We start from the raw sequence: 19830 nt of genomic DNA, 5'->3' as shown, positions 1-19830 counted from the left end.
TGTAATTGAGGAGGCCATCGTGTCTGTCATTTCCGTCCCTCAGGGTTTCAACGAGGAGCAGCTCTACGTCGACCTCCAGTCGATCTTCGGGCAGTCGCTCTTCCTGAAGTGCGAGGGTTTCAACTTCGCCGGCTCGATCAAGCTAAAGGCGGCGTCAGAGATGGTGGAGGCCGCCGAACGCGACGGGCTCCTCAGACCTGGGTCGATACTGGTCGAGTCCTCGTCCGGCAACCTCGGCGTCGCGCTGAGCATGATCGCGGCGAGCAAGGGCTACGGGTTCGTCTGCGTGACCGACTCCCGCTCGAACCTCGCGACCCGGCGGCTGATGGAGGCACTGGGCAGCCAGGTGCAGATCATCACCGAACCGGATCCCGTCGGCGGCTTCCTGGGCGCCCGGATCGACTACGTCCGCTCGCTGTGCGCCTCGGACCCCCGTTATGTGTGGCTGAACCAGTACACGAACCCGGGTAACTGGAGGGCGCACTACCGCACGACGGCCCCGGCGATCGCCGACGAGTTCCCCCGCCTGGACGTGCTGTTCGTGGGGGCCGGCACCACCGGCACCCTGATGGGCTGCGCGCGGTTCTTCCGGGAGTGGCACCGGCCGGTGCGGATCGTCGCGATCGACAGCGTCGGTTCGGTGACCTTCGGTGGTGCACCGGGTCGTCGCATGATCCCCGGGCTGGGCACGGGTGTGCGCCCTGCGCTGCTCGACGAGTCCTACGTCGACGAGGTGGTGCTCGTCGAGGAGGCGGACACGATCCGGGCCTGCCACCGGCTGGCCCGCAGCGGGTTCCTGTTCGGCGGCTCCACGGGCACGGTCGTCAGCGGTGCGATGAGCTGGCTGGCCCAGCACGACGACGGTGACCTCACCTCGGTGGCCATCGCCCCCGACCTCGGTGAGCGCTACCTGGACACCGTCTACCAGTCCAACTGGGTGCACGACCTGTACGGCGAGGACGTGCTCGACGCCGCCGACGAGCTCGCGGCCGGCTCCCGATCGGCCTGACCAGCACCACCGACCCGGCCACATCGACCTCTCCGAGGTCGCGCAGCCGCTGACCGCACCGGCGCGGTCCGGCTGTGCCGTGGTCGCCTCGGGCGCCTCCGGGCGCAAAGCCGTTTCGATCGGGGCGTTCTACCGGCGAGCCAGGTCCGCGACCGCAGGCGTCGACCCGCCGGTGCACGCTTCCGCCAGTACTTCGCCCAGCAGGGGCGCGAACTTGAACAGGTTCTCGCCGGACACCGCGAGGATCGCGCCGTGACGGCGGAACTCGAACCCGTCGGCCAGGCCCGGTGTGGTGACGCAGTACAGGGTGTCCACGACGCGGGGTTCGACCGCGAGGTGCTCGCGCGCGTACCGGAGTACGGCGTCGCGCGACGCGGCGGTGGCCGCGTCCCGGCCCGCTTCCCACGCCACCTGCCCGGGATCGATCGATCCGCCGACCGCCCACCGGCCGGGACCGCTCCGGTGCTGGTAGGTGGCCAGGCCGGCGGAGGGCTTGTCGATCCAGCACTGCCAGGACACCGCCGGGTCGACCGGGAAGGTGAACCGCACGTGGTGCGCCAACGCGGGTGGGGTGTAGATGCCGACCTGCGCAGCGAGCGGCGACGTCCCGGCCCCGGCCGTCAGCAGAACCGCATCGAACCGGGCCGTTCCCGCCGAGCTCCACACGGTTGCGCCGGTGGGGGTGTCCTCGAGCGCGTAGACGTGGTCCTGGACAACGGCGCCGCTGGTCACCTCGATCAGGTGGGCCCGCACGGCGTCGACGTCGATCACGCCACCCGACGGGTCGACCAGCGCCGCTGACGGCGGCCTGCGCGCAGGGAGCCGCAGCCGGCCCGACCGCCCGTCGACGATCTCGTGTGCTGCCCCGGCAGCGGCCATCGCGGCCGCCCACCCCGGCACCTGGTCCCCGCTGATCACGCAGCCGCCCGGCGCGATCATCGCCGTGTGCGACGCCTGCTCCCAGCGGCCGAACCCCTCCCGGGCGGCCTGCGCGAGCCGCACCAGGTCCGGTGTGGGGTGAGCCAGCCGGAAGATCCGTGACGAGCCGGCCGAACGCTGGGCCATCGGCCCGCCCGCCCGCTCGTGACACACCACGTCGACGCCGCGCCGCAGCAGTTCGGCGGTGGTGGACAGCCCGACCACGCCTGCACCGACGACCGCGACCCTCACCGAACCTCCCGAGAACGAGCCGAGCGCACCGAGCCGTGATCAGGATGCAGCGATCAACTTCGAAACGCAGGTGGCTATGATCCACGCGCTCACGATCGACGACACAGGTGCGAGGCGCTGGAGGCGGGCCAACCGAGCCGGTCACTCACCATCTGGTCACCCCGCACGCCAACGACGTCGGCAGACTGCAGGGCCTTCTCCTCCATTGATCCACGACGACCAGCAGGGACCGACAGCCCAGTGAACCAGAACAGCGTGTCCACCAAGACGGCCGAACCGGACACCGCCCAAGATCCGCAGCCCGTCACCACGTCGCCAGGTCTGTCGCCCGGTCGGTTGGTGACCAACGCGGTCGACATCCTGCTGCTCCTGGCGAGCCTGGCCTACATCCTGGATCCCGACGATGCCGCCGTGGACTCCCCCAGCTTCATCCTGTCCAGCCTGGCCTGGATGCTCTTCGCCTTCTGTTACACCGGTATCCGGGTGTCCCGGGTGCGCCGGGCCCGACGCGGGGACGAGCGCTGGCCACTGCGACTGGCCGGGCGCCGCACGAGCTACCTCATCACCCTGGCCACGGCGATCACCCTGCTCGGTGCCGGGCTGAACATCGCAACGGCCGAAGGGACCGACGAGAGCGTCGCCGCCGTCAAGGCGATCAGCGTCGTCATGGTGCTGCTGGCCTGGGTGATCCTGCACCTGAGCTACGCCGAGCGCTACGCCCGGCTGTACCTCAACAGCGACGACGCTCCGCTGTCGTTCCCCGAGACGCCGTCGCCGACGCTGCTCGAGTTCGTCTACTTCTCCTTCGCCATCGGCACGACCTTCGCCACGTCCGACGTCGATGTCCAGAACGCCCGCACCCGCGGAATCGTGCTCTGCCACGGGCTGCTCGCGTTCGTCTACAACACCGCGATCATCTCGATGGTGGTCGGCCTGCTCACCGGCAGCTGACTCTCCGGAGCCACCCGACCGACCGGCGGGCAGCCCACGCAGGTGGGCTGCCCGCTCGCGCGTTGTCAGGGCCGTTCGTTCCGGGCGGCGCACTCGACAGTCCGCGCGACGCGGCGCTGCCTCGTCTCGGGCCGCTTGGCCCGCGCGATCCACTCGAGGATCGCCCGCCTGGCCGACCGCGGGAACGCCTCGAAGTGCCGGGCCGCGGCCTCGTCGGCGGCGAGATGGTCACGCAGGTCGTCGGGGACCACCCCGCTCTGCGCGTCGGCGAGTACCGACCACGTGCCGGTGCGCTTCGCGAGGTCGACGGCCGCCTGCCCGTGCGGGGTCATCAGGCCCTGCACGGTCAGCCGTTCCACCAGCTCCCTGTTGACGTTGCTCCAGGCTCCCCGCGGGTTGCGGGGGGTGAACCGCTGGGCCCACGACGTGGCGTCGAGCTTGCGCGCCAGGCTGTCGATCCAGCCGAAGCAGAGCGCCTCCTCGATGGCGTCGCGGTGCCGGACGCCCGGCGTGCCGCTGCCCGCGTGCTGGATCACCAGCCAGACCTCGTCCGCCGTGGCGCAGTTGTCCTGCAGCCACGCCCGCCACTCCGCACGGTCCTCCGCCCGGAACGTGCGCAGGTTCGGCGCGGTGGCCACAGCGGTCACGCCTTCGTCCGGGCGGCGAGGACCTCGACGTAGTGCGGGTTGTGCATGACGCCGAGGACGTTGCCGAACGGGTCGACCACCGACGCGGTCGCGAACCCCGATCCATCGCCGTGCTCGGTGATGGGCTGGTACTCGGTGGCGCCCATCTTGAGCAGCTTCTCCACCGTGGCGGCGAGGTCGTCGACGTGCCAGTGCATCACCGCGCCGCCGGGGGCTGCGGACGCCCCGCCGGGGGCGTACCTGCGGTCTATGAAGCCGAGCTCGTCCCCGTCGTCGCCGACCCTGAACTCGACGTACGCGGGCGCCGCCGGCGCCGGAGGGAAGAAGTAGTACGGCTCGATGCCCAGCAGCTCCGTGTACCAGTCCCGCGCCGCAGCCAGCTCGTCCGCGTAGAAGCTGATGGTGGCGAATCCTCGGAACATCGGTGCTCCCTGTGATCGGGGCGGCCTGTCCGCCGCGGTGAACACCGTCATCATGGGCCCGGTAAGTGCTCATCTAGTGAGCACTTTGTCTGGGAGAATCGTCGCATGCGCGCAGATCGGCTGGTGGCCACGCTGCTCCTGATGCAGGCCCGCGGTCGGGTGACCGCGGCCGAGGTGGCAGCCGAGCTCGAGGTGTCGGTGGCCACTGCCCGCCGTGACCTGGAGGCGTTGTCCACCGCAGGTGTCCCCGTCTATCCCCAGCCCGGACGCGGCGGCGGGTGGTCGCTCGTCGGGGGCGCCCGCACCGACCTCACCGGCCTCACCTCTGCCGAGGCGACGGCGCTGTTCCTGCTCGCGGGTCCCGCCGCGTCCGTCGCCCCGCCGGTCCGGTCGGCACTGCGCAAGCTCGTCAGAGCGCTGCCCGACACGTTCCGGGCCGAGGCGGAGGCCGCGGCCCACGCCGTCGTGGTCGACTCCACGCGGTGGGGCGAGCGGGACCGCGTACGCCCCGAGCGGGTCGACACCCTCCAGGAGGCCGTCGTCCGCCGCCGCAAGGTCTCGCTGGAGTACGAGAGCCGCGGGCACACGAGGACGCGCCGCCTCGTCGACCCGTGGGGCCTCGTCGACAAGGACGACGTCTGGTACCTCGTCGCCGGCACCGAGAAGGAACAGCGGACGTTCCGCGTCGACCGGATCGTCGAGGCGACCGTCACCGACCTCGCCGCCGAGAGACCCGCCGGCTTCGAGCTGTCGCGCGAGTGGGAGCGGGTGGTCGACGAGGTGGAGCAGCATCGCTCGCTCCTCTCGGCCACCGTGCTCATCTCCGCGCGGCTGCTACCGGTGCTGCGCGACCATTTCGGACGGCACTGCGAGCCCATCGACACGCTCGACGACGGGCGCGTCCGGGTCCGCGTCGCGGCGCCCATGGCGATCTCGATCGCGGAGAAGCTCGCAGGCTGGGGAGCGACCGTCGAGGTGGTCGAGCCGCCGTCCGTCAGGGCCGAGCTCGCCCGCCTGGGAGCGGAGCTCGTCGAGAGCTACGGGCGCGTGTGACGATCCGACGGCAGGCTCCCGCTCAGCGGATGAGGTAGTCGGCCGGGAGGGCCTTCGGGTCGGGCCCGTACTTGTTGGCGGAGGGCTCCCCAGCGGTCGCGTAGAACACGATGAGCACGATGGCGCCGATCACCGGGATGACCGCCAGGAGCTGCCACCACCCGCTACGGCCCGTGTCGTGCAGGCGCCGGGCGCCGACGGCCAGCGTCGGGAGTGCGACCGCCAGCCCGTAGATCGTGCTGAGCCACGCGACCGTCGGCTGTCCCGACGTCGAGAACAGGAGGGCGTCCCCAAGGCGGAGGACCGCTGCGACGATCACGCTGAACAGGGTGAACATCCAGAACTCGGTTCGCCGGGCTCGGCCGCCGAAGTTCACGTACTGGCGCAGAACCTTCGTGTACCACTGCATGCCCACTACCCCCACGGATCAGCTCACGTCGCGCTCGACGAGCGCGTTGATCACCACACGGCGGTCACCCGCCCTTCGTTCTGTGACCTCTCCCACGCCGGGGCGGACTTCCGGGGAATACATACTCAGACGCCGGAGCTGTCTCCGACGTGACAACAATCGGACTGATCGGTGCCGGTTTGATCGGCGGCACCGTGGCACGGCTCGCCGTCGCCGGTGGTTACGACGTGGTGCTGAGCAACTCGCGCGGGCCGGAGACGCTCCAGGAGCTGGTCGACGAACTGGGGTCGCACGCCCGGGCCGCCACACCGGCCGAGGCGGCCGAGGCAGGCGACGTGGTCGTGGTGACCGTCCCCTTCAAGGCCTACCGGAGCGTGCCGGTCGAACCGCTCGCCGGAAAGGTCGTCATCGACACGAACAACTACTACCCCGACCGCGACGGGCACTTCCCCGAGCTGGACGACGGCTCCACCACCAGCAGCGAGCTGCTCCAGAAGCACCTGGGGACCGCTCACGTCGTCAAGGGCTTCAACAACATCTTCTACAGGCACCTCCAGGCGCTGCCGCGGCCGGCCGGATCCCCTGAGCGCAGCCCACTGGCGATCGCGGGCGACAACGCGCAGGCGAAGGCGACGGTGACGGCGTTCCTCGACGGGATCGGCTACGACGCGGTCGACGTCGGCCCACTCGCCGAGGGCTGGCGCTTCCAGCCCGGCACCCCGTCGTACGGCCCGGTCTACTCGGGCGGCGACCCGAACTTCACGGATTCGCCGGGCGTGCCCGCGGACGTCGACACACTCCGACGCGCCCTGGCCGCCGCGGAGCGTTGAGCCACGGCCGGAGGCGCCACTCCCCCCGGACCAGCGGGCCCGGGACGTCGTAGTCAGGGGTCATCCCCGTTCACCCATCCGGCGCAATGATGGTTTCGAATCGGTCACAGAGCGAGTTTGTGGATTCAGCCGCGCCTCGAACGGGGACAACTACTGAGCCGGGCCGAACTGTCGGCCCGCCATACGCTGGAGGAACTGTGACCGTCACCGGCATCATCACCGCGATCGTCATCGGGGCGATCATCGGGGCATTGGGTCGCCTGGTCGTTCCCGGCCGGCAGCCAATTCCCATCTGGCTCACCATCGTGGTCGGGATCGTCGCCGCGTTCATCGGCACCTTCATCGCTCGCGCGATCGGTATCCCGACCGCTACCAGCGGGATCGACTGGCTCGAGCTGATCGTGCAGGTCATCGTCGCCGCAATCGGGGTCGTCCTCGTGGCCAACCTCTACGGACGCCGTTCCGTAAGGCACTGACGCTCGCCCGACAACGGGCCCATCTCACTCGAGATGGGCCCGTTGTCATGCCCGGGCATTTCCGCAATCCGAGTCGGTGTCGTGACCGGAAAGGTCACGGGGTGCCGGCGAACTCCTCGTGCAATACGGGCAAAAAGGACGAGAGGTGGTTCATCTCGGCGGCACAGTGATGCAGGAGGGCGGCGCCGAGGGCTGCCATGTCGGGTTGTGCGACGGGCGCGCGGCCGCTGGGCGGGGTGGCCACCGAGGCGCCCGGCAGGTCGAGGTGCTCCAGGTGGTTCAGGAAGAACCGGCTCCGCATCTCGGCGCCGGTGTCGATGGGGCGCACCTGGTGCACGACCCAGCCGAAGGCGACCGGCGCGACGCTGAGGCCGACCCGGCCGGCGATGACCGTGGCTCCTGGGCGGGGGGCGTCGAAGCCGAGCCGAGCGGGATCGACGAACCGGATGGCGAGCGGGGTGAGGACGCCACCGACGTACTCGTCCACGTAGGAGACGTTGTCCACGTAGCGCTGCCGGTCGCTCAGGGCGGTGTCCGCACTCCTGGGCTCTCCGACTGCGGTGAACTGGTGCGCGTCGGGATGCCACAGCTTGTACCTGCTGGACTCGCAGCTGTGCCAGCCCATCCACCAGTCCCACATCTCGCCGGTCACGCCGGGCATGTCGGTGTGGACGGCCACCGTGACGACGCCGCTGTCGAGCCTCGTCCAGCCGGTCTCCATCTTGTGGTGGCCCGGACGGGAGAGGATGCGGGCCGCGTCGGCGATGTCGTAGCCGTACTCGGTGGGCGCCATCCCCGCCAGGAGAACCTCGGGGACGTGCGGTTGCAGGGGAAGGGTGTCGTCCCGGAGGTACTTGGCGTACGGCCTGGCGCGATCCGCGTCCCGGTAGCCCAGGTAGCGGTCCTCGACCGCGTAGGAGGCAGGTGCGGGTGCCTCGTCGGCACTGGTCGTCTCGTACGTGAACACGATGCTCCTGTCAGCAGAGACTGTACCGTTGAGTACAGTCTCTGCTGCAGGCTAGTACGCGGCGGGCCTCAGCGCGCCGATACGGGGCCCCTACCGGGCCGACTGCACCTGGCGGTGCGGGAGCTTCCAGTCGGGCCGCACGAAGTGGCAGGTGTAACCGTTGGGGTACTTCTGCAGGTAGTCCTGGTGGTCCTCTTCGGCCACCCAGAACGGCCCGGCCGCGGCCACCTCGGTGACGACCTTGCCGGGCCAGATGCCCGACGCGTCGACATCCGCGATCGTGTCGAGGGCGACGCGCTTCTGCTCCTCGCTCGTGTAGAAGATCGCGGAGCGGTAGCTGCGGCCCACGTCGTTGCCCTGACGGTTCTTCGTCGACGGGTCGTGGATCTGGAAGAAGAACTCCAGCACGTCCCGGAACGAGATCACGTCGGGGTCGAAGACGATCTCGACCGCCTCGGCGTGGTCGCCGTGGTTGCGGTAGGTGGCATTCGGGGTGTCGCCGCCGGAGTAACCGACTCGCGTCGAGATCACTCCCGGGCGCTTGCGCAGCAACTCCTGCGCTCCCCAGAAGCAGCCGCCAGCCAGAATCGCCGTCTCAGTTGCCACCGTGTGGCCTCCTCGGTCTCGAACAGCCGCTCGTCATAGCTGTGTCTGTCGGCGTCGTTCGTGCGACGCTCGTCTTTCCCGTCAACTCGTGTCCCGGTTCCCGAGTTCCACGGCGCAGTCCACCCGACGGACGCTCTGTGAACAACACTCCGGCAGCGGCCGATGTTCCGGCCGTCACGTCGCGCCGGCCCCGGCCGGAAGGTCACCCGTGCTCCGCCGGGCGAGCAGCAGCCGCACCCCGTAGACCACCGCGGAGACGGCGAACAGCACCACCACCAGCCAGAGCCAGCGGCCCAGGTACGGCTGCTGGTCCAGGCCGGTGGCCGCCATGTGCGTCACCCCGCCCTGGCGGATGATGCCCGGCAGGAACATCAGCAGGGTCAGGCCCGCGCCCAGCGCCGGGATCCGGATGTGGTTGATGACCGGGACGCGCGGGCGCGGCAGCCGGGCGACCGTCGCGGTGAGGAAGCCGTCGGCCGCCGCGTACAGCGGGAACAGCACCAGGTCGTGGACCACCGCGGCGCCGACGAACCAGACGAGCACGGTGAGCAGCGCCGGGTCGCCGAGCAGGAACGACGCGGCGTAGGCGGCGACGGCGAAGGAGACCAGCAGGAGCGCGAGGTGCGCGGGCCGAGCGCCGTAGCGGCTGATGAACGTGCCCATCACGCGGCCCGGAAGTTGATCGAACGGACCCACTTCGTGCAGTGCACGCCGGGCAGGGCGGGGACGATGACCCGGGCCGGGAAGCCGTGGTCCGGGCTGAGATCGGCGCCGTTGACCTGCAGGGCCAGCAACGCGTCCGGGTCGACGACCTGACCGCCCGTCAGCGTGACCCGGCCGAACGGGCCGGGGTCGAGCGAGTCGACGAAAGCCGAGCCCGGGTTCGGGACGCCGGCGAGCGCAGCGAGGTCACGAAGCCGCACCCCCGTCCAGGTCTGGACGGTCGACCAGCCCTCGACGCAGGCGATCGGAAGGGTGGCGGTGTGCAGCGGCAACGACTCGGAGCCGGCGAGCAGCATCGCCCGGTCGAGCCGCTGTGCCGCGGGGCCGCCGGTCATATCCAGCCGCCACGCCGCACCGGTGGCGGCGGGGTCGATCGTGGCGGCGGCGGCGGTGCGGTTCACCGGGTAGTCGTTGGCGGGTTCGCCGCCCGGCGTCCGGCTGCGCGGAAGCAGCAGCGCGAGGGGGCGGAGCGGGCCGCCGATCGTCTGCCCGGCCGTGAGCGCAACGACGAACACCACGCCGCCACCGACGAGGGCGAGCGCTCCCCTGCGGCTCATCGTGGGTGGGGCGGGGTCGGTCGGGACCAGCCCGATCTCACCGTCGGGCTCCTCGGGGCGGGTCTCCGCGAGCGGGGTCCGCAGCTCGGCGCGCAGGGACCGGGTGCGCAGGGACCGGAGCATCGTGGGCAGCTTGAGGGCGACGTGGGCGACGAACGCGGCGATGAAGACCCACGCCCCCAGGTAGTGCCCGGTGTAGAAGCTGAAACCGAACACGTAGTCGTACTGGATGTTGAGCAGCCCGGTGACGATCTCGAAGAGGATGCTGCCGACGAGCAGCAGCAGCGAGGCGCGCTCGAGCAGCTTCGCGGGCGTGCGGGCCGGGGGCCACTCGAACAGCTTGGGGATGACCGACCACAGCTTGGCCAGGACGACCGGGACGACGATGAGCCCGAGCCCGACGTGCAGCCCCTGGGTCAGCCGGAACAGCCACGACGGGCGCGTGGGCCAGTCGAAAGCGGGAAGGTGCAGCCACCCGACGTCGCCGGGGATGCTCTGCCCGGCGCCGTAGGCGACGTAGTCGAGCAGGCCGGTGATCACGACGAGGGGCAGCGCCGCGAGCAGCACGGCTCCGAACACCGAGGTCAGCCAGGGGCCACGTAGAGGACTGCGGAACCGGGGCATCGGCGGCGCCGTTCTCTCGCGTGGACGCGGGCGGACCTCGGGGCGTGTCATCGGATCCTCCGGTGAGTGGTGTGTGCGCTCCAGACCCTACGGCGGCCGACGCCCGTAACCGGTCGAGCGACAGGTCGGTAAGAAAGCCACAAGGGGCGCTCGCTCGCCGTCCCACGGTCCGCCGCATCGGCGGGCGCGAACGGCGTCATCAGCCGGCCGTCAGCTCGACGAAGCAGCGACGCCCGTCCCGGCCCGGTCCCTCGCGCAGCCCGAGCGACCGGCCCAGCCTGCGCAGCGCCGCGGAGCCGACCGCCGCCCAGGGGACGGCCGGACCGAGCCGGCCGGCCGAACACACGCGAACCGTCCCGGACCAGGCCCGCTCCGGCTCGGGATGGGTCTCCACCAGCAGAGTGCCGCCGGGACGCAGCAGGCGAGCCGCGCGGGTCAGCAACGAGGCGGGATCGCCCCCGATGCCGATGTTGCCGTCGGCGAGCAGGACGTGCCACCAGCGGCCCTCCTCGGGGAGGGCCGCGAACAGGTCGCGGCGCACCATCGCCACCCGGCGCCTGCGGCAGTGGGCCTGCGCGACGGGAGAGTGGTCCACCCCGAGCGCCGGGATCCCCCGCTCCGCCAGCGCGACCAGCAGCCGGCCCGGTCCGCAGCCAAGGTCGACGACGGGCCCGGCGCAGCGGTCGAGCAGCCACGCATCGTCGCCGTCGGCGGGGCGGCGCAACCGGTGGACAGCGAGGCCGGCCACACGACCGTCGCTGCCCACCAGGAAGGTGGGTGCTCCTCGGAGTGCCGCGTCGAACACGGGCGCGCTCATCGGCGGCCCCCGGCGGCGCCCTGCGCGATCACGTTCCGGTGGCGGCCACGGTGGCCGACACCGCAGCGAGGATGTCGGCCGACTCCGTCCGGGTGGCGTAGTTCGGGTGCACGTCGATCCACGCGACACGCCCCCGGTCGACCACCACGACGGTCGGCATCGGCAGTGTCGCCGTGCCGTCGGCGTTACCGGCGGCCACGTCCAGCCCGAGCTCGACCTGGGCCGCATGTGCGCCGTCGTGCACGGGGGCGAGAATCCCCAGCTCGGTGGCGATCCGGTTGCCGGGATCGGAGAGGACGGGGTAGCTGAGCTCGTTCGTCTCCTGCACGGTCAGCGAGCCGTCCGGACGCTGCGGGCTGATCGCGACCAGCCTCACCCCGCGCTCGCGGAGCGCGGGAAGCAGCTCCTGCTCGTAGGTCCGCAGCGCGAGGTTGCAGTACGGGCACCAGGCGCCGCGGTAGAAGACCACCACGGCGGCTCCGTCGCCGATCGCCTCCGCCAGAGTGGTCGGGTCACTGTGGACGTCGAGCAGCGGTGCGTCAGGCATCGGCGTGCCGACGTCGGCGATCCCCGCGGGTAGGCCGGCGGCGTCGAGCTGCTCGCGCTCGGCGGCGAAAGCCGCCCGCGCCCCGGCCGGCAGCTTGCCGTCGAGGCTCGCTTCCAGCTCGGCGATGCGGGCAGCGAGGGCGTGGTCGGTGGAGGTCATGGTGGTCCTTCCGGGGTCGGCGGGTGACACCGACAGAATGGAATAGTTACTCCACTTTGTAGCACCGTCTGTAGTGGAGCACCAGCTCCAGAAAGGTAGGATGGGTCCGGTGAGTACCGAGGGGGACATAACGCCGGAGCCACGGCTGACCCGGAAGGGACGAGCAACCCGCGAGCGGATCGTCACCACCGCGGCCGGCCTGATGTTCGAGCGGGGCGTCGCCGGCACGAGCCTCGAGGACGTGCAGGCCACAGCAGGGGTCAGCAGCTCGCAGATCTACCACTACTTCCGCGACAAGCGGGCGCTGATCCGTGCCGTGATCACCTGCCAGACCGATGCGGTGCTCGGCGCCCAGCAGCCCCTGCTCGGCCGGCTGGACAGCGTGACGGCGCTGCGGCAGTGGCGCGATCTCCTGGTCGGCTTCCAGCGGGAGCGCCACTACGAAGGCGGCTGCCCGATCGGCTCGCTCGCGGGTGAGCTCGCCGAGGTCGATCCGGAGGCTCGCGCCGCTCTCGCCACCGGGTTCGACAGGTGGGAGGCAGCCATCCGGGCCGGGATCCAGGCGATGCGCGACCGCGGCGACCTGCCGTCCGACGCGAATCCCGAACGCCTGGCCACGGCACTGCTGGTGGCCCTGCAGGGCGGCCTTCTGCTCACCCAGGTCCGCAGGGACACCTCCGCGCTGGAGGCCGGGCTGGACACGGTGATCGAGCACATCGCCTCGATGACCGTCCGGTAGCAGGCTCAGACGGGTTCGCCCGCCTGTTCGCGCACCAGCCCGGTCAGCCGATGGTTCGTCTCCGCCACCACGTCGGTGAGATCCCGGTACGGCTCGTCCCAGGGGTCCTTCAACCCGAAGCCGCGGTGCGGGTTCTCCACCCAGCTGCACCAGTGCCACCCCAGACACCACGGCAGCGCCGCGAACGCCTCGGCCGCCGCGACGTAGCCCGCACCGCGTTCGCGCTGGTCACGGGCGGAACCCGTGCGGTCAGGGCTCATGATGGTGGGACACCAGTTGCCCGTGTCGGCGATCAGGACGGGCCGGCTGGTGCGCTCGTGCCAGCGGCCGATCCGTTCCAGCGCCGCATCGAGACTCCCGGGGCCGGGGCCGGGGAACGCCTGCACCGACAGCACGTCCACGTAGGGCGCCATCGCGTCGAGCACCGGCTCGGGCACCGCGGCGCGGGTGCCGTAACGGTCACCCAGGATCAGGTGGTGGGGGTCGTGGCGCCGGATCGCCTGGGTGGCAACGCGGTAGTACGCCTCGGCTATGGCCGGGAGCTCGGCGGCCGGGTAGCCGCCGCCCGCGGGATGGCGACCCCAGCCGGGTACGTCGACGAGGAAGTACCCGAGAAGGTTCGGGTCCTCCGGACGGCACAGCGTCCTGGCCAGGTGGTCGCACCACTGGGCGAACGCGGGCGTGCGCGGATCGCGGTACGCGGGTGCGCCGTTCCAGTGCTCGATCTCGGCCACACGCAGCGACAGCGTGTACGGAACGCCGGCCCCCGCGAGCTCGTCGGGCGCCAGGCCGTCCGAGTGGCCCAGGTCGACGATGCCCCCGTCCGTGGCGAGGCCGGAGCCGCTGACGTACTCGGAGGTCCAGCCCACGGTGTTGAAGCCCCAGGACGTCATCTCCGGGACCAGGCCCTCGTGCAGCCAGCGCCGCCTCGATCCCCCGTACCGCTCCCGATGGATGTCGATGTTGTGCGGGTAGCGCAGGTTGGTGTCGTCGGCGTGGACGACGCCGACGGACAGGAACGGAGCGCCGTCGGGCGTGCGCAGCCGCCATCGTCCCCGGTGCTCGACAGTGAAGGCCCGACGAGCGGGACTGGACATGATCCGGATCTCCCTCCCGATATGACGAGACGAGTCGTCTCGTCTCTCCAGAGAAGCACCCAGCGCGGTCCGCGTCGAGGCCTTCCTCGACAAGGTGAGCATCGGCCCCTTCCCCGCCGGGGACGGCGACTTCCCCTCCCGGCTGCGCGGCTTCGCCCACGGGTTCGTCACGCTGTACGTCGACGGCCCCGGCGGGCGCAGACTGCGGGAGCTGATCGGCGCGGCGCAGACCGACCCGGACCTGGCCCGCGCCCTGGCGGAGCAGTGGTTCGAGCCACGCCGCGCACCCGTCAGGCAGGCGTTTCGCGACGCGCAGCAGGCCGGGGTGGTGCGCGCCGACGTCGACCCGGACACGGCGCTGGACCTCGTCTTCGCCCCGCTGCACTACCGGCTGCTGGTCTCGGGTGAACCCGTGGACGCCGCCTACGTCGACACCGTCGTCGACCTCTGCCTCGTGGCACTGGCTCCGTGACGGCCGGCCCGTTCGCCGCAGGCATGAACGCCGTTTTGGAGTATACATTCCACTAAGCGAGCTCCGAGGCGCGCCCGGACCACCGAACCCAGGGAGACACCATGACCGTCCACGTCGGACTGCTCGCCCGGCTCGAGGCCAAACCGGGAAAGGCGGAGGAGCTGGGCGCCTTCCTCGAGCAGGGCCGAGCGATCGCCGTCGCCGAGGAGGGGACCGTCACCTGGTACGCGTTCCGGATCGACGAGAACACCTTCGGGATCTTCGACACCTTCGAGGCCGAGGAGGCCCGGCAGGCTCACCTGGGCGGCGAGATCCCGAAGGCCCTCGCCCAGGTCGGACCGGACCTGCTGGCCGGCGATCCCGACATCCGCACGGTCGACATCATCGCCGTCAAGTAGCCCGCCCGAGCGCGCACCGGTTCATGATCGGGAGTGAACCGGTGCGCGCTCGGCGTCCTCGTCCGCCACACCTCCGAGCGGACTTCCCGCACACCGGTGACGCCGCCGACGCGTAGCGCCACCACGATCGGGTACCCCGTACCAGCGGCGTCCGGCGCACACCGGGCCGGTTGCGACGAGGAGTCGAGTCGGCGAGCTCGCCCCCGTCGGTGTCATGTCGGCACGACTACCAGGAGGACGTCATGGGATTGATCAGCCACGTGATCGCGGCTGGGATCGGGTACTACGCCGGTCAGCCCGAAGGACGCCGGCAGTTGGAGAAGCTGCGCCGGCAGGCGGTCGAGTACGCACACGGGCCCGAGGCCAAGCGGTTGCGGGAACGCGGCTGGGACGCGGCAGGCGAGGGGGCACTCGCCGTCAGGAGCTTCGCGTGGCGGACGTTGGGCAGGAAGGACGCGACCTCGGGCTCCACCGGCGACATCGCCGACACCCGTGGCCGGGTTCTTTGGCGCCGCTCTCACTCCGGCCGGACGACGCCGCCCGGCCCGGTCAGCCCTACCCCCGGCGGCACCGTCCCGGACGCTGCCACGACCTCCGGCCCGGGCAGCAGCGGTTCGCCGTCCACCTCCCCGGCCTCGCCGTCCGCCACGGAGAACCGACCGTGACCCACCTGGGCGCCTGAGAGCGCGGCACCGTCAGGCGTGCAGCCCGTCGAGCACGAGCCGCATGCCGTCATAGGTGCGTGGCACGTCATCGAACCTCCCGAGCCGGTGGCACTCCAGCCGGATCGCGCCGATGTGCCGTGCCCGGTAGAAGAGCCGGCGCAGGGCACCCTCAGGGGTCGCTGACAGTGTCCCGTAGGACTCCCAGAAGGTGTCGCGCTCGGCGCCGGGCCGCTGCCCGGCCATGTGGACGGTCCAGTCCGCCTCCGGGTCGCCCCAGGAGGCCCGGTCGTGGTCGAACACCCCGGAGATCGTTGGCTCGGTGGCGCCGGGGTCGAGCATGACGTTGACGGTCCACAGGTCACCGTGCAGCAGGCGGGGTTCGACGATCTCGTCGAGCACCGCCCTGTCCCGGGCAGCAGCCTCGGCGACCGCACGGACGTCGGTCGCGTCGAGGCCCGCGTCGTCGAGGTCGGCTGCGGTGTCCTCCAGGCAGGCGATCACCGCGGCGCTCCAGGTGCTGAAGCCGGGCCCGGCCACGGGGCCGAACCGGGGCCCGCGCACGGAGTGGACCCGGCGGGCGATCGAGCCCATCTGGCGGAAGTAGGACGTCCACCGCGAACGCGGGTAGGCGGCCAGGCCGTCTGCCGCCGGCACGCCGGGAAGCATCGTCTGGAACAGGTAGTCGCGACCGATCAGGTCGTGGGTGAAGTCGACGGCGAGCGTGCGCGGCATCATGTGCGCGATCGGGGCGAAGTACGGCAGGCTCGCGTGCTCGTTGCGCATCAGTTCCCGCTCGATGCGGTTCTGCCGACCCGGTTCCGGCGCCACCCGGAGTATCACCGGTGCCTGGCCGGCCGGCTCGACGCGGTAGGTGTTGTTGTACATCCCGTTTCCCAGTTCGACGGCCGACACGACGGGTGCGTGCGGCCCGAACGCCCGCTGGGCCATGGCGGTGATCTGCTCCGCACTCACCGAACGCTGAAACGCCTCCGGGAGACGCGTCACCGACTCGACTCTCATCTGCACAGCCTCCCGCTGCCCGGTGACACCCGAGGACGGGGATCAGTAGTCCGACCTGCCCCGGAGCAGCCGGCGCCCGCGGTACACATTCTTCCCCGGCCCGTCCGGAAACCCGCACAAAAGATCACCCGACCATTCCCCGGTCGCCCGCGGAACAGGCCACCTCGCTGCGGCGTTTCACCAACCGGAGGTGAGCAATACGTCCGCAGCTTTGACGTGCATCGGTTGCGGTGCCGAGCTACCCGGAGAGCGGGCGGAGCTCGGCTACCGCTACTGCACCAAGGAATCGTGCCAGGCGCTTTATCACCGTGGTCTCACGATCACCGCCGTCGGGGTGAACAAGAGCGCGGAGGCCTTCGTGGTCGCCGACGCCGACGAGATCCGCCGCCGGGGCGAGTCCGGGGAGTTCACGAAGAAGGACACCGGCGTGGGTCTGGACTACCGGCCGCCGAACACCCGTCCCGCTCCTGCCGCGCCCGGTCCCCGGGTGCCGGAGCAGCGACGTGTACGGCCGGCACCGCAGCGGCGACCCTGGACCCCGGAGCAGGAGAAGGTCGTCCGGCTCTACCACGACATGGGGCTGAGCCCGCGGCAGATCGTCGCGCGGGCGCGGGAGAACACGCCGCGGCTGGGGTTGACCGACGCCCTCGTCGTCAAGATCCTGTCGTCGCTTCCCCGGAGGTAGGCCGGGAACCCGGCGGTGCGGGCCCGCCCCGCCGCCCGGGTGCGACCCGGATCGACCCGAGGCCGCTTCACCCGATCAGAGCAACCACCGTCCAGCGGGCCCATCGCGGCGCCCGTACGCACGGTTTAGCCCGATTCTTACTGATTCTGATATCTGGCTTTCTGCCCAGTTTGATCTGTTTTCCACGGTATGGCTGCGCCGATCAGGGGAATGCGGGAGAATCTTGGAAACACCTCCACGGAGGGCCCCGATAGGCCGTCTGTAACCTCGCCCCCCGAGGTTGCTCAAGGGCCTCGCTCCCCGAGGTAAACCCAGAAAGGGACAACATGCATATCGGCATCGGAATCGGATTCGGCCGGGACCACGGCAAGTCCTGCAAGGACGCCCCGAAGTCGCGCCACGACCACCACCACCACGACGACAAGGACCACCGCCCGGTGAGCTGGCACCACAAGCACAGCAGCCACCACCAGTGGGACAAGAAGTCCAGCAGCCACTGCGGCTGAGCTTCTGAACAACACACGGCCCCACCCGCGACGCGCGGGTGGGGCCGTGGTGGCAAAGGGGGTTCTTCATGACAGCCGTGGCGGCCGACGCCCACTCCGCTGGTGCGGTACCGGAGACCGAACCGGCGGACGACGACGCTGCCGGGGGCGCGACGTCGCTGGTCGAGCAGGCCCCCCGGCTCAAGGTCCGGGTCATCTTCCGCCGGTTCTGGCCCGAGACGCGCCCGTTCCGCGGGCGGATGGTGCTGAGCCTGCTGCTGGCCGCGGCCGGCCCGGCGCTGGCGACGGTCGGCATCTGGCTGTTCAAGATCCTGGTCGACGACGTGCTGACCCCGCACGACTATCGGCTGTTCCCCACGGTGGCCGGCGCGTATCTGGGAATCACCCTGCTCGAAGGGCTGCTGAACTTCACCGATCAGTACATGTCGGCGTGGGTCGGCGAGCGATTCGTCCTGAACCTGCGGGTTCGCCTCTTCGAGCACATGCAGCGGTTGTCCCTCGGGTACTTCGAGAAGAACCAGCTCGGTGACGTCCTGTCCCGCCTGACCAGTGACGTCGGCTCGATCGAGTCGATGGTCCTGACCGGCGTGAACGTGGCCCTGACCTACACGTTCCAGATCGGCTTCTACATCGTCGCCATGTTCTATCTGAACTGGCAGCTGGCGCTCGCCGCGTTCGTCGCCGCGCCGGGGTTCCTCCTGCTGGCGCGGACGTTCTCCCGGCGCCTCAAGGACGCCTCACGGGAACGGCGGCGCCGCTCGGGTTCGATCACCGCGGTCGCCGAGGAGACGCTGAGCAACGTCGCGCTGGTCCAGGCCTACGACCGCCAGGACCACGAAGTGCACCGGTTCCGTGAGGAGAACCTCGGCAGCTTCCGGGCCCAGATGACCGCCACCCGGCTCGAAGCGCTGTTCTCCCCGTTCAGCAGCCTGCTCGAGACCATCGGCGTGTTGCTGGTCGTCGGCATCGCGGTGTGGGAGCTGGCCAACAACCGGATCACCCTCGGTGGGCTGCTCGTCTTCGTCGCCTACCTCACCCAGCTCTACGGGCCGATCAGTGGCTTCGGCAACCTGTGGAACTCGATCTACTCGGCGAGCGCCAGCGCCGAGCGCATCATCGAGGTCCTCGACGAACAGCCCGGCGTCATCGAGCCCGAGTACCCCCGCCCGTTGACCCGCGCCGCAGGCGACGTCCGTTTCGAGGGCGTCGAGTTCCGCTACCCGGGAACCGACAAGGCGGTCCTGCGCGGGATCAGCTATCGGGTCCCGCCCGGCGCCAAGGTGGCGATCGTCGGGGCGAGCGGTGCCGGCAAGACCACGCTGACCAAGCTGATGCTGCGTTTCTACGACCCCGACAGCGGCCGGATCACCCTCGACGGGCGCGATCTGCGGGACCTGTCGCTGAGTGACCTGCGGCGCAACGTCACCGCGGTCCTGCAGGAGACCCTCGTGTTCGACGGGACCGTCGCCGACAACATCCGGTACGGCAAAGCCGACGCCACCGACGAGGAGATCGTCGACGCCGCGACCGCCGCGGACGCGCACGGCTTCATCACCGCACTGCCCGAGGGCTACGACACCCGGATCGGGCAGCGCGGCCGGATGCTCTCGGGAGGTCAGCGCCAGCGCCTCGCCATCGCCCGGGCGATGATCCGCGACTCCCCCGTGCTGCTGCTCGACGAACCGACCACCGGTCTCGACGCCGAGTCGACCCAGCGGGTGCTCGAGCCGATGCGCAGGCTGATGAGTGGCCGGACGACGATCATCATCTCCCACAACCTGCTCACCGTGACCGACGCCGACCAGATCCTCTTCCTCGAGGACGGCGCGATCACCGGCGCGGGCACCCATCAGCAACTCCTGGGGCAGCATCCCGGCTACACGCGGCTCTACGAGCTGCACCACCCCGACCACCACGGGCCCGCAGCCGCCGCGGGCGCACCGCCGGTCCACGCGGCAGCGGGCTCCCCGGCGGTACCGGCCGCCGCCGGCATCCTTGCGGGCCGGCCGCAGTGGGCCGCCCCGGACAGCACGTCGGTGACCACGCGGCTCACCCGCGTCCTCCCGGCGCGGCCCGTCAAGACCGTCGGCCGGACCGGTCCGCTCCCGGCCGTGGCGCCCCGCGCGCCCGGGTACGACCCGACACCCCCCACCACCAGGCTTCCCGTGGTTCGCCCCGCCGACCGGGCCGATCAGGTCACCCCGAGCGGCCGGCACCGTGCCGCGGGCCACCCCCCGCAGCCGGCCGCGGCTCCCCCGATCCGCACCGCACACACCCCGAC

General features: G+C 70.9%; 24 protein-coding genes. 12 read left to right on the top strand and 12 right to left on the bottom strand.

All coding sequences use genetic code 11. From position 1 onward, the window contains the following. Positions 1–19: 19 nt before the first annotated feature. The gene (gene sbnA, locus HF577_RS06970) at positions 20–1009 is read left to right on the top strand and encodes a 2,3-diaminopropionate biosynthesis protein SbnA (RefSeq protein WP_169394916.1); all 990 of its coding nucleotides are present in this window, start codon (positions 20–22) and stop codon (positions 1007–1009) included. 129 nt (positions 1010–1138) lie between these two features. On the opposite strand, the gene HF577_RS06965 is transcribed toward sbnA, so the two are convergent. Beyond that, complete coding sequence (locus tag HF577_RS06965) at positions 1139–2179, bottom strand: FAD-dependent oxidoreductase (RefSeq protein ID WP_169394915.1); 1041 nt, start codon at positions 2177–2179, stop codon at positions 1139–1141. A gap of 240 nt (positions 2180–2419) precedes the next feature. On the opposite strand from HF577_RS06965, the gene HF577_RS06960 reads away from it, so the two are divergent. Beyond that, positions 2420–3130, top strand: coding sequence for a DUF1345 domain-containing protein (locus HF577_RS06960; protein ID WP_169394914.1), 711 nt, complete (start codon positions 2420–2422; stop codon positions 3128–3130). 65 nt (positions 3131–3195) lie between these two features. Here the strand turns inward: HF577_RS06960 and HF577_RS06955 are convergent, their stop codons facing one another. Together HF577_RS06955 and HF577_RS06950 are read right to left on the bottom strand one after the other, a co-directional pair. After that, positions 3196–3777: a YdeI/OmpD-associated family protein gene (locus HF577_RS06955; RefSeq protein WP_312858982.1), complete on the bottom strand. Its 582-nt coding sequence runs from the start codon at positions 3775–3777 to the stop codon at positions 3196–3198. After that, positions 3774–4199 (bottom strand): VOC family protein, encoded by a 426-nt coding sequence (locus HF577_RS06950; protein WP_169394913.1) that lies wholly within the window; start codon positions 4197–4199, stop codon positions 3774–3776. Before HF577_RS06950 ends, HF577_RS06955 begins: the two co-directional genes overlap by 4 nt. A 105-nt stretch (positions 4200–4304) precedes the next feature. On the opposite strand from HF577_RS06950, the gene HF577_RS06945 reads away from it, so the two are divergent. Continuing rightward, positions 4305–5252 (top strand): helix-turn-helix transcriptional regulator, encoded by a 948-nt coding sequence (locus HF577_RS06945; RefSeq protein WP_169394912.1) that lies wholly within the window; start codon positions 4305–4307, stop codon positions 5250–5252. Positions 5253–5274: 22 nt separating this feature from the next. Here HF577_RS06945 and HF577_RS06940 read toward each other — a convergent pair whose 3' ends face one another. Continuing rightward, positions 5275–5661 (bottom strand): DUF805 domain-containing protein, encoded by a 387-nt coding sequence (locus HF577_RS06940; RefSeq protein WP_169394911.1) that lies wholly within the window; start codon positions 5659–5661, stop codon positions 5275–5277. 149 nt (positions 5662–5810) lie between these two features. Here HF577_RS06940 and HF577_RS06935 point away from each other — a divergent pair, with 149 nt between their 5' ends. Both HF577_RS06935 and HF577_RS06930 read left to right on the top strand, forming a co-directional pair. Further along, positions 5811–6491 carry an NADPH-dependent F420 reductase gene (locus HF577_RS06935; protein WP_169394910.1) on the top strand — a complete coding sequence of 227 codons (681 nt, stop codon included), beginning with the start codon at positions 5811–5813 and terminating at the stop codon, positions 6489–6491. A gap of 197 nt (positions 6492–6688) precedes the next feature. Continuing rightward, positions 6689–6967 (top strand): GlsB/YeaQ/YmgE family stress response membrane protein, encoded by a 279-nt coding sequence (locus HF577_RS06930; protein ID WP_169394909.1) that lies wholly within the window; start codon positions 6689–6691, stop codon positions 6965–6967. 94 nt (positions 6968–7061) lie between these two features. On the opposite strand, the gene HF577_RS06925 is transcribed toward HF577_RS06930, so the two are convergent. The 6 genes from HF577_RS06925 to HF577_RS06900 form a co-directional block, all read right to left on the bottom strand. After that, entirely contained in the window at positions 7062–7934 is an 873-nt protein-coding gene (locus tag HF577_RS06925) for a DAPG hydrolase family protein (RefSeq protein WP_169394908.1), read from the bottom strand. Positions 7935–8024: 90 nt separating this feature from the next. Next, complete coding sequence (msrA, locus tag HF577_RS06920) at positions 8025–8540, bottom strand: peptide-methionine (S)-S-oxide reductase MsrA (protein ID WP_169394907.1); 516 nt, start codon at positions 8538–8540, stop codon at positions 8025–8027. 174 nt (positions 8541–8714) lie between these two features. Then, the gene (locus tag HF577_RS06915) at positions 8715–9236 is read right to left on the bottom strand and encodes a hypothetical protein (protein ID WP_312858981.1); all 522 of its coding nucleotides are present in this window, start codon (positions 9234–9236) and stop codon (positions 8715–8717) included. After that, on the bottom strand, positions 9203–10495 hold the full coding sequence (locus tag HF577_RS06910) for a molybdopterin-dependent oxidoreductase (protein ID WP_169394906.1): 1293 nt from the start codon (positions 10493–10495) through the stop codon (positions 9203–9205). Before HF577_RS06910 ends, HF577_RS06915 begins: the two co-directional genes overlap by 34 nt. 148 nt (positions 10496–10643) lie before the next feature. Continuing rightward, complete coding sequence (locus HF577_RS06905; protein WP_169394905.1) at positions 10644–11261, bottom strand: class I SAM-dependent methyltransferase; 618 nt, start codon at positions 11259–11261, stop codon at positions 10644–10646. Positions 11262–11289: 28 nt separating this feature from the next. After that, on the bottom strand, positions 11290–11967 hold the full coding sequence (locus HF577_RS06900) for a peroxiredoxin-like family protein (protein WP_169394904.1): 678 nt from the start codon (positions 11965–11967) through the stop codon (positions 11290–11292). 100 nt (positions 11968–12067) lie between these two features. Here HF577_RS06900 and HF577_RS06895 point away from each other — a divergent pair, with 100 nt between their 5' ends. Further along, entirely contained in the window at positions 12068–12706 is a 639-nt protein-coding gene (locus tag HF577_RS06895; RefSeq protein ID WP_169394903.1) for a TetR/AcrR family transcriptional regulator, read from the top strand. A 5-nt stretch (positions 12707–12711) separates the two neighbouring features. Here the strand turns inward: HF577_RS06895 and HF577_RS06890 are convergent, their stop codons facing one another. Then, positions 12712–13803, bottom strand: a complete 1092-nt coding sequence (locus HF577_RS06890) for an agarase (RefSeq protein ID WP_169394902.1) — start codon at positions 13801–13803, stop codon at positions 12712–12714. Positions 13804–13897: 94 nt separating this feature from the next. Between HF577_RS06890 and HF577_RS06885 the strand changes: the two genes are divergently transcribed. The 3 genes from HF577_RS06885 (at position 13898) to HF577_RS06875 (ending at position 15338) form a co-directional block, all read left to right on the top strand. Continuing rightward, positions 13898–14275, top strand: a complete 378-nt coding sequence (locus HF577_RS06885) for a TetR-like C-terminal domain-containing protein (RefSeq protein ID WP_169394901.1) — start codon at positions 13898–13900, stop codon at positions 14273–14275. 101 nt (positions 14276–14376) lie between these two features. Then, positions 14377–14673 (top strand): putative quinol monooxygenase, encoded by a 297-nt coding sequence (locus tag HF577_RS06880; RefSeq protein ID WP_169394900.1) that lies wholly within the window; start codon positions 14377–14379, stop codon positions 14671–14673. 242 nt (positions 14674–14915) lie between these two features. Beyond that, positions 14916–15338 (top strand): hypothetical protein, encoded by a 423-nt coding sequence (locus tag HF577_RS06875; RefSeq protein WP_169394899.1) that lies wholly within the window; start codon positions 14916–14918, stop codon positions 15336–15338. Positions 15339–15368: 30 nt separating this feature from the next. Here HF577_RS06875 and HF577_RS06870 read toward each other — a convergent pair whose 3' ends face one another. Beyond that, the gene (locus HF577_RS06870) at positions 15369–16343 is read right to left on the bottom strand and encodes a phosphotransferase family protein (RefSeq protein ID WP_312858979.1); all 975 of its coding nucleotides are present in this window, start codon (positions 16341–16343) and stop codon (positions 15369–15371) included. A gap of 226 nt (positions 16344–16569) precedes the next feature. Here HF577_RS06870 and HF577_RS06865 point away from each other — a divergent pair, with 226 nt between their 5' ends. The 3 genes from HF577_RS06865 to HF577_RS06855 form a co-directional block, all read left to right on the top strand. After that, entirely contained in the window at positions 16570–17043 is a 474-nt protein-coding gene (locus tag HF577_RS06865; protein WP_169394897.1) for a hypothetical protein, read from the top strand. A 326-nt stretch (positions 17044–17369) separates the two neighbouring features. After that, positions 17370–17549 carry a hypothetical protein gene (locus HF577_RS06860; protein WP_169394896.1) on the top strand — a complete coding sequence of 60 codons (180 nt, stop codon included), beginning with the start codon at positions 17370–17372 and terminating at the stop codon, positions 17547–17549. Between the two features lie 68 nt (positions 17550–17617). Beyond that, positions 17618–19830 (top strand): ABC transporter ATP-binding protein (locus HF577_RS06855; protein WP_169394895.1); only part of this gene is annotated, 2213 nt, incomplete at its 3' end.

It is taken from the genome of Pseudonocardia xinjiangensis, assembly GCF_012911925.1.
Classification (GTDB): domain Bacteria; phylum Actinomycetota; class Actinomycetes; order Mycobacteriales; family Pseudonocardiaceae; genus Pseudonocardia; species Pseudonocardia xinjiangensis.
The sequence above is the reverse complement of the archived record's forward strand: the minus strand, read 5'-3'. Positions and strand labels throughout refer to the sequence as shown.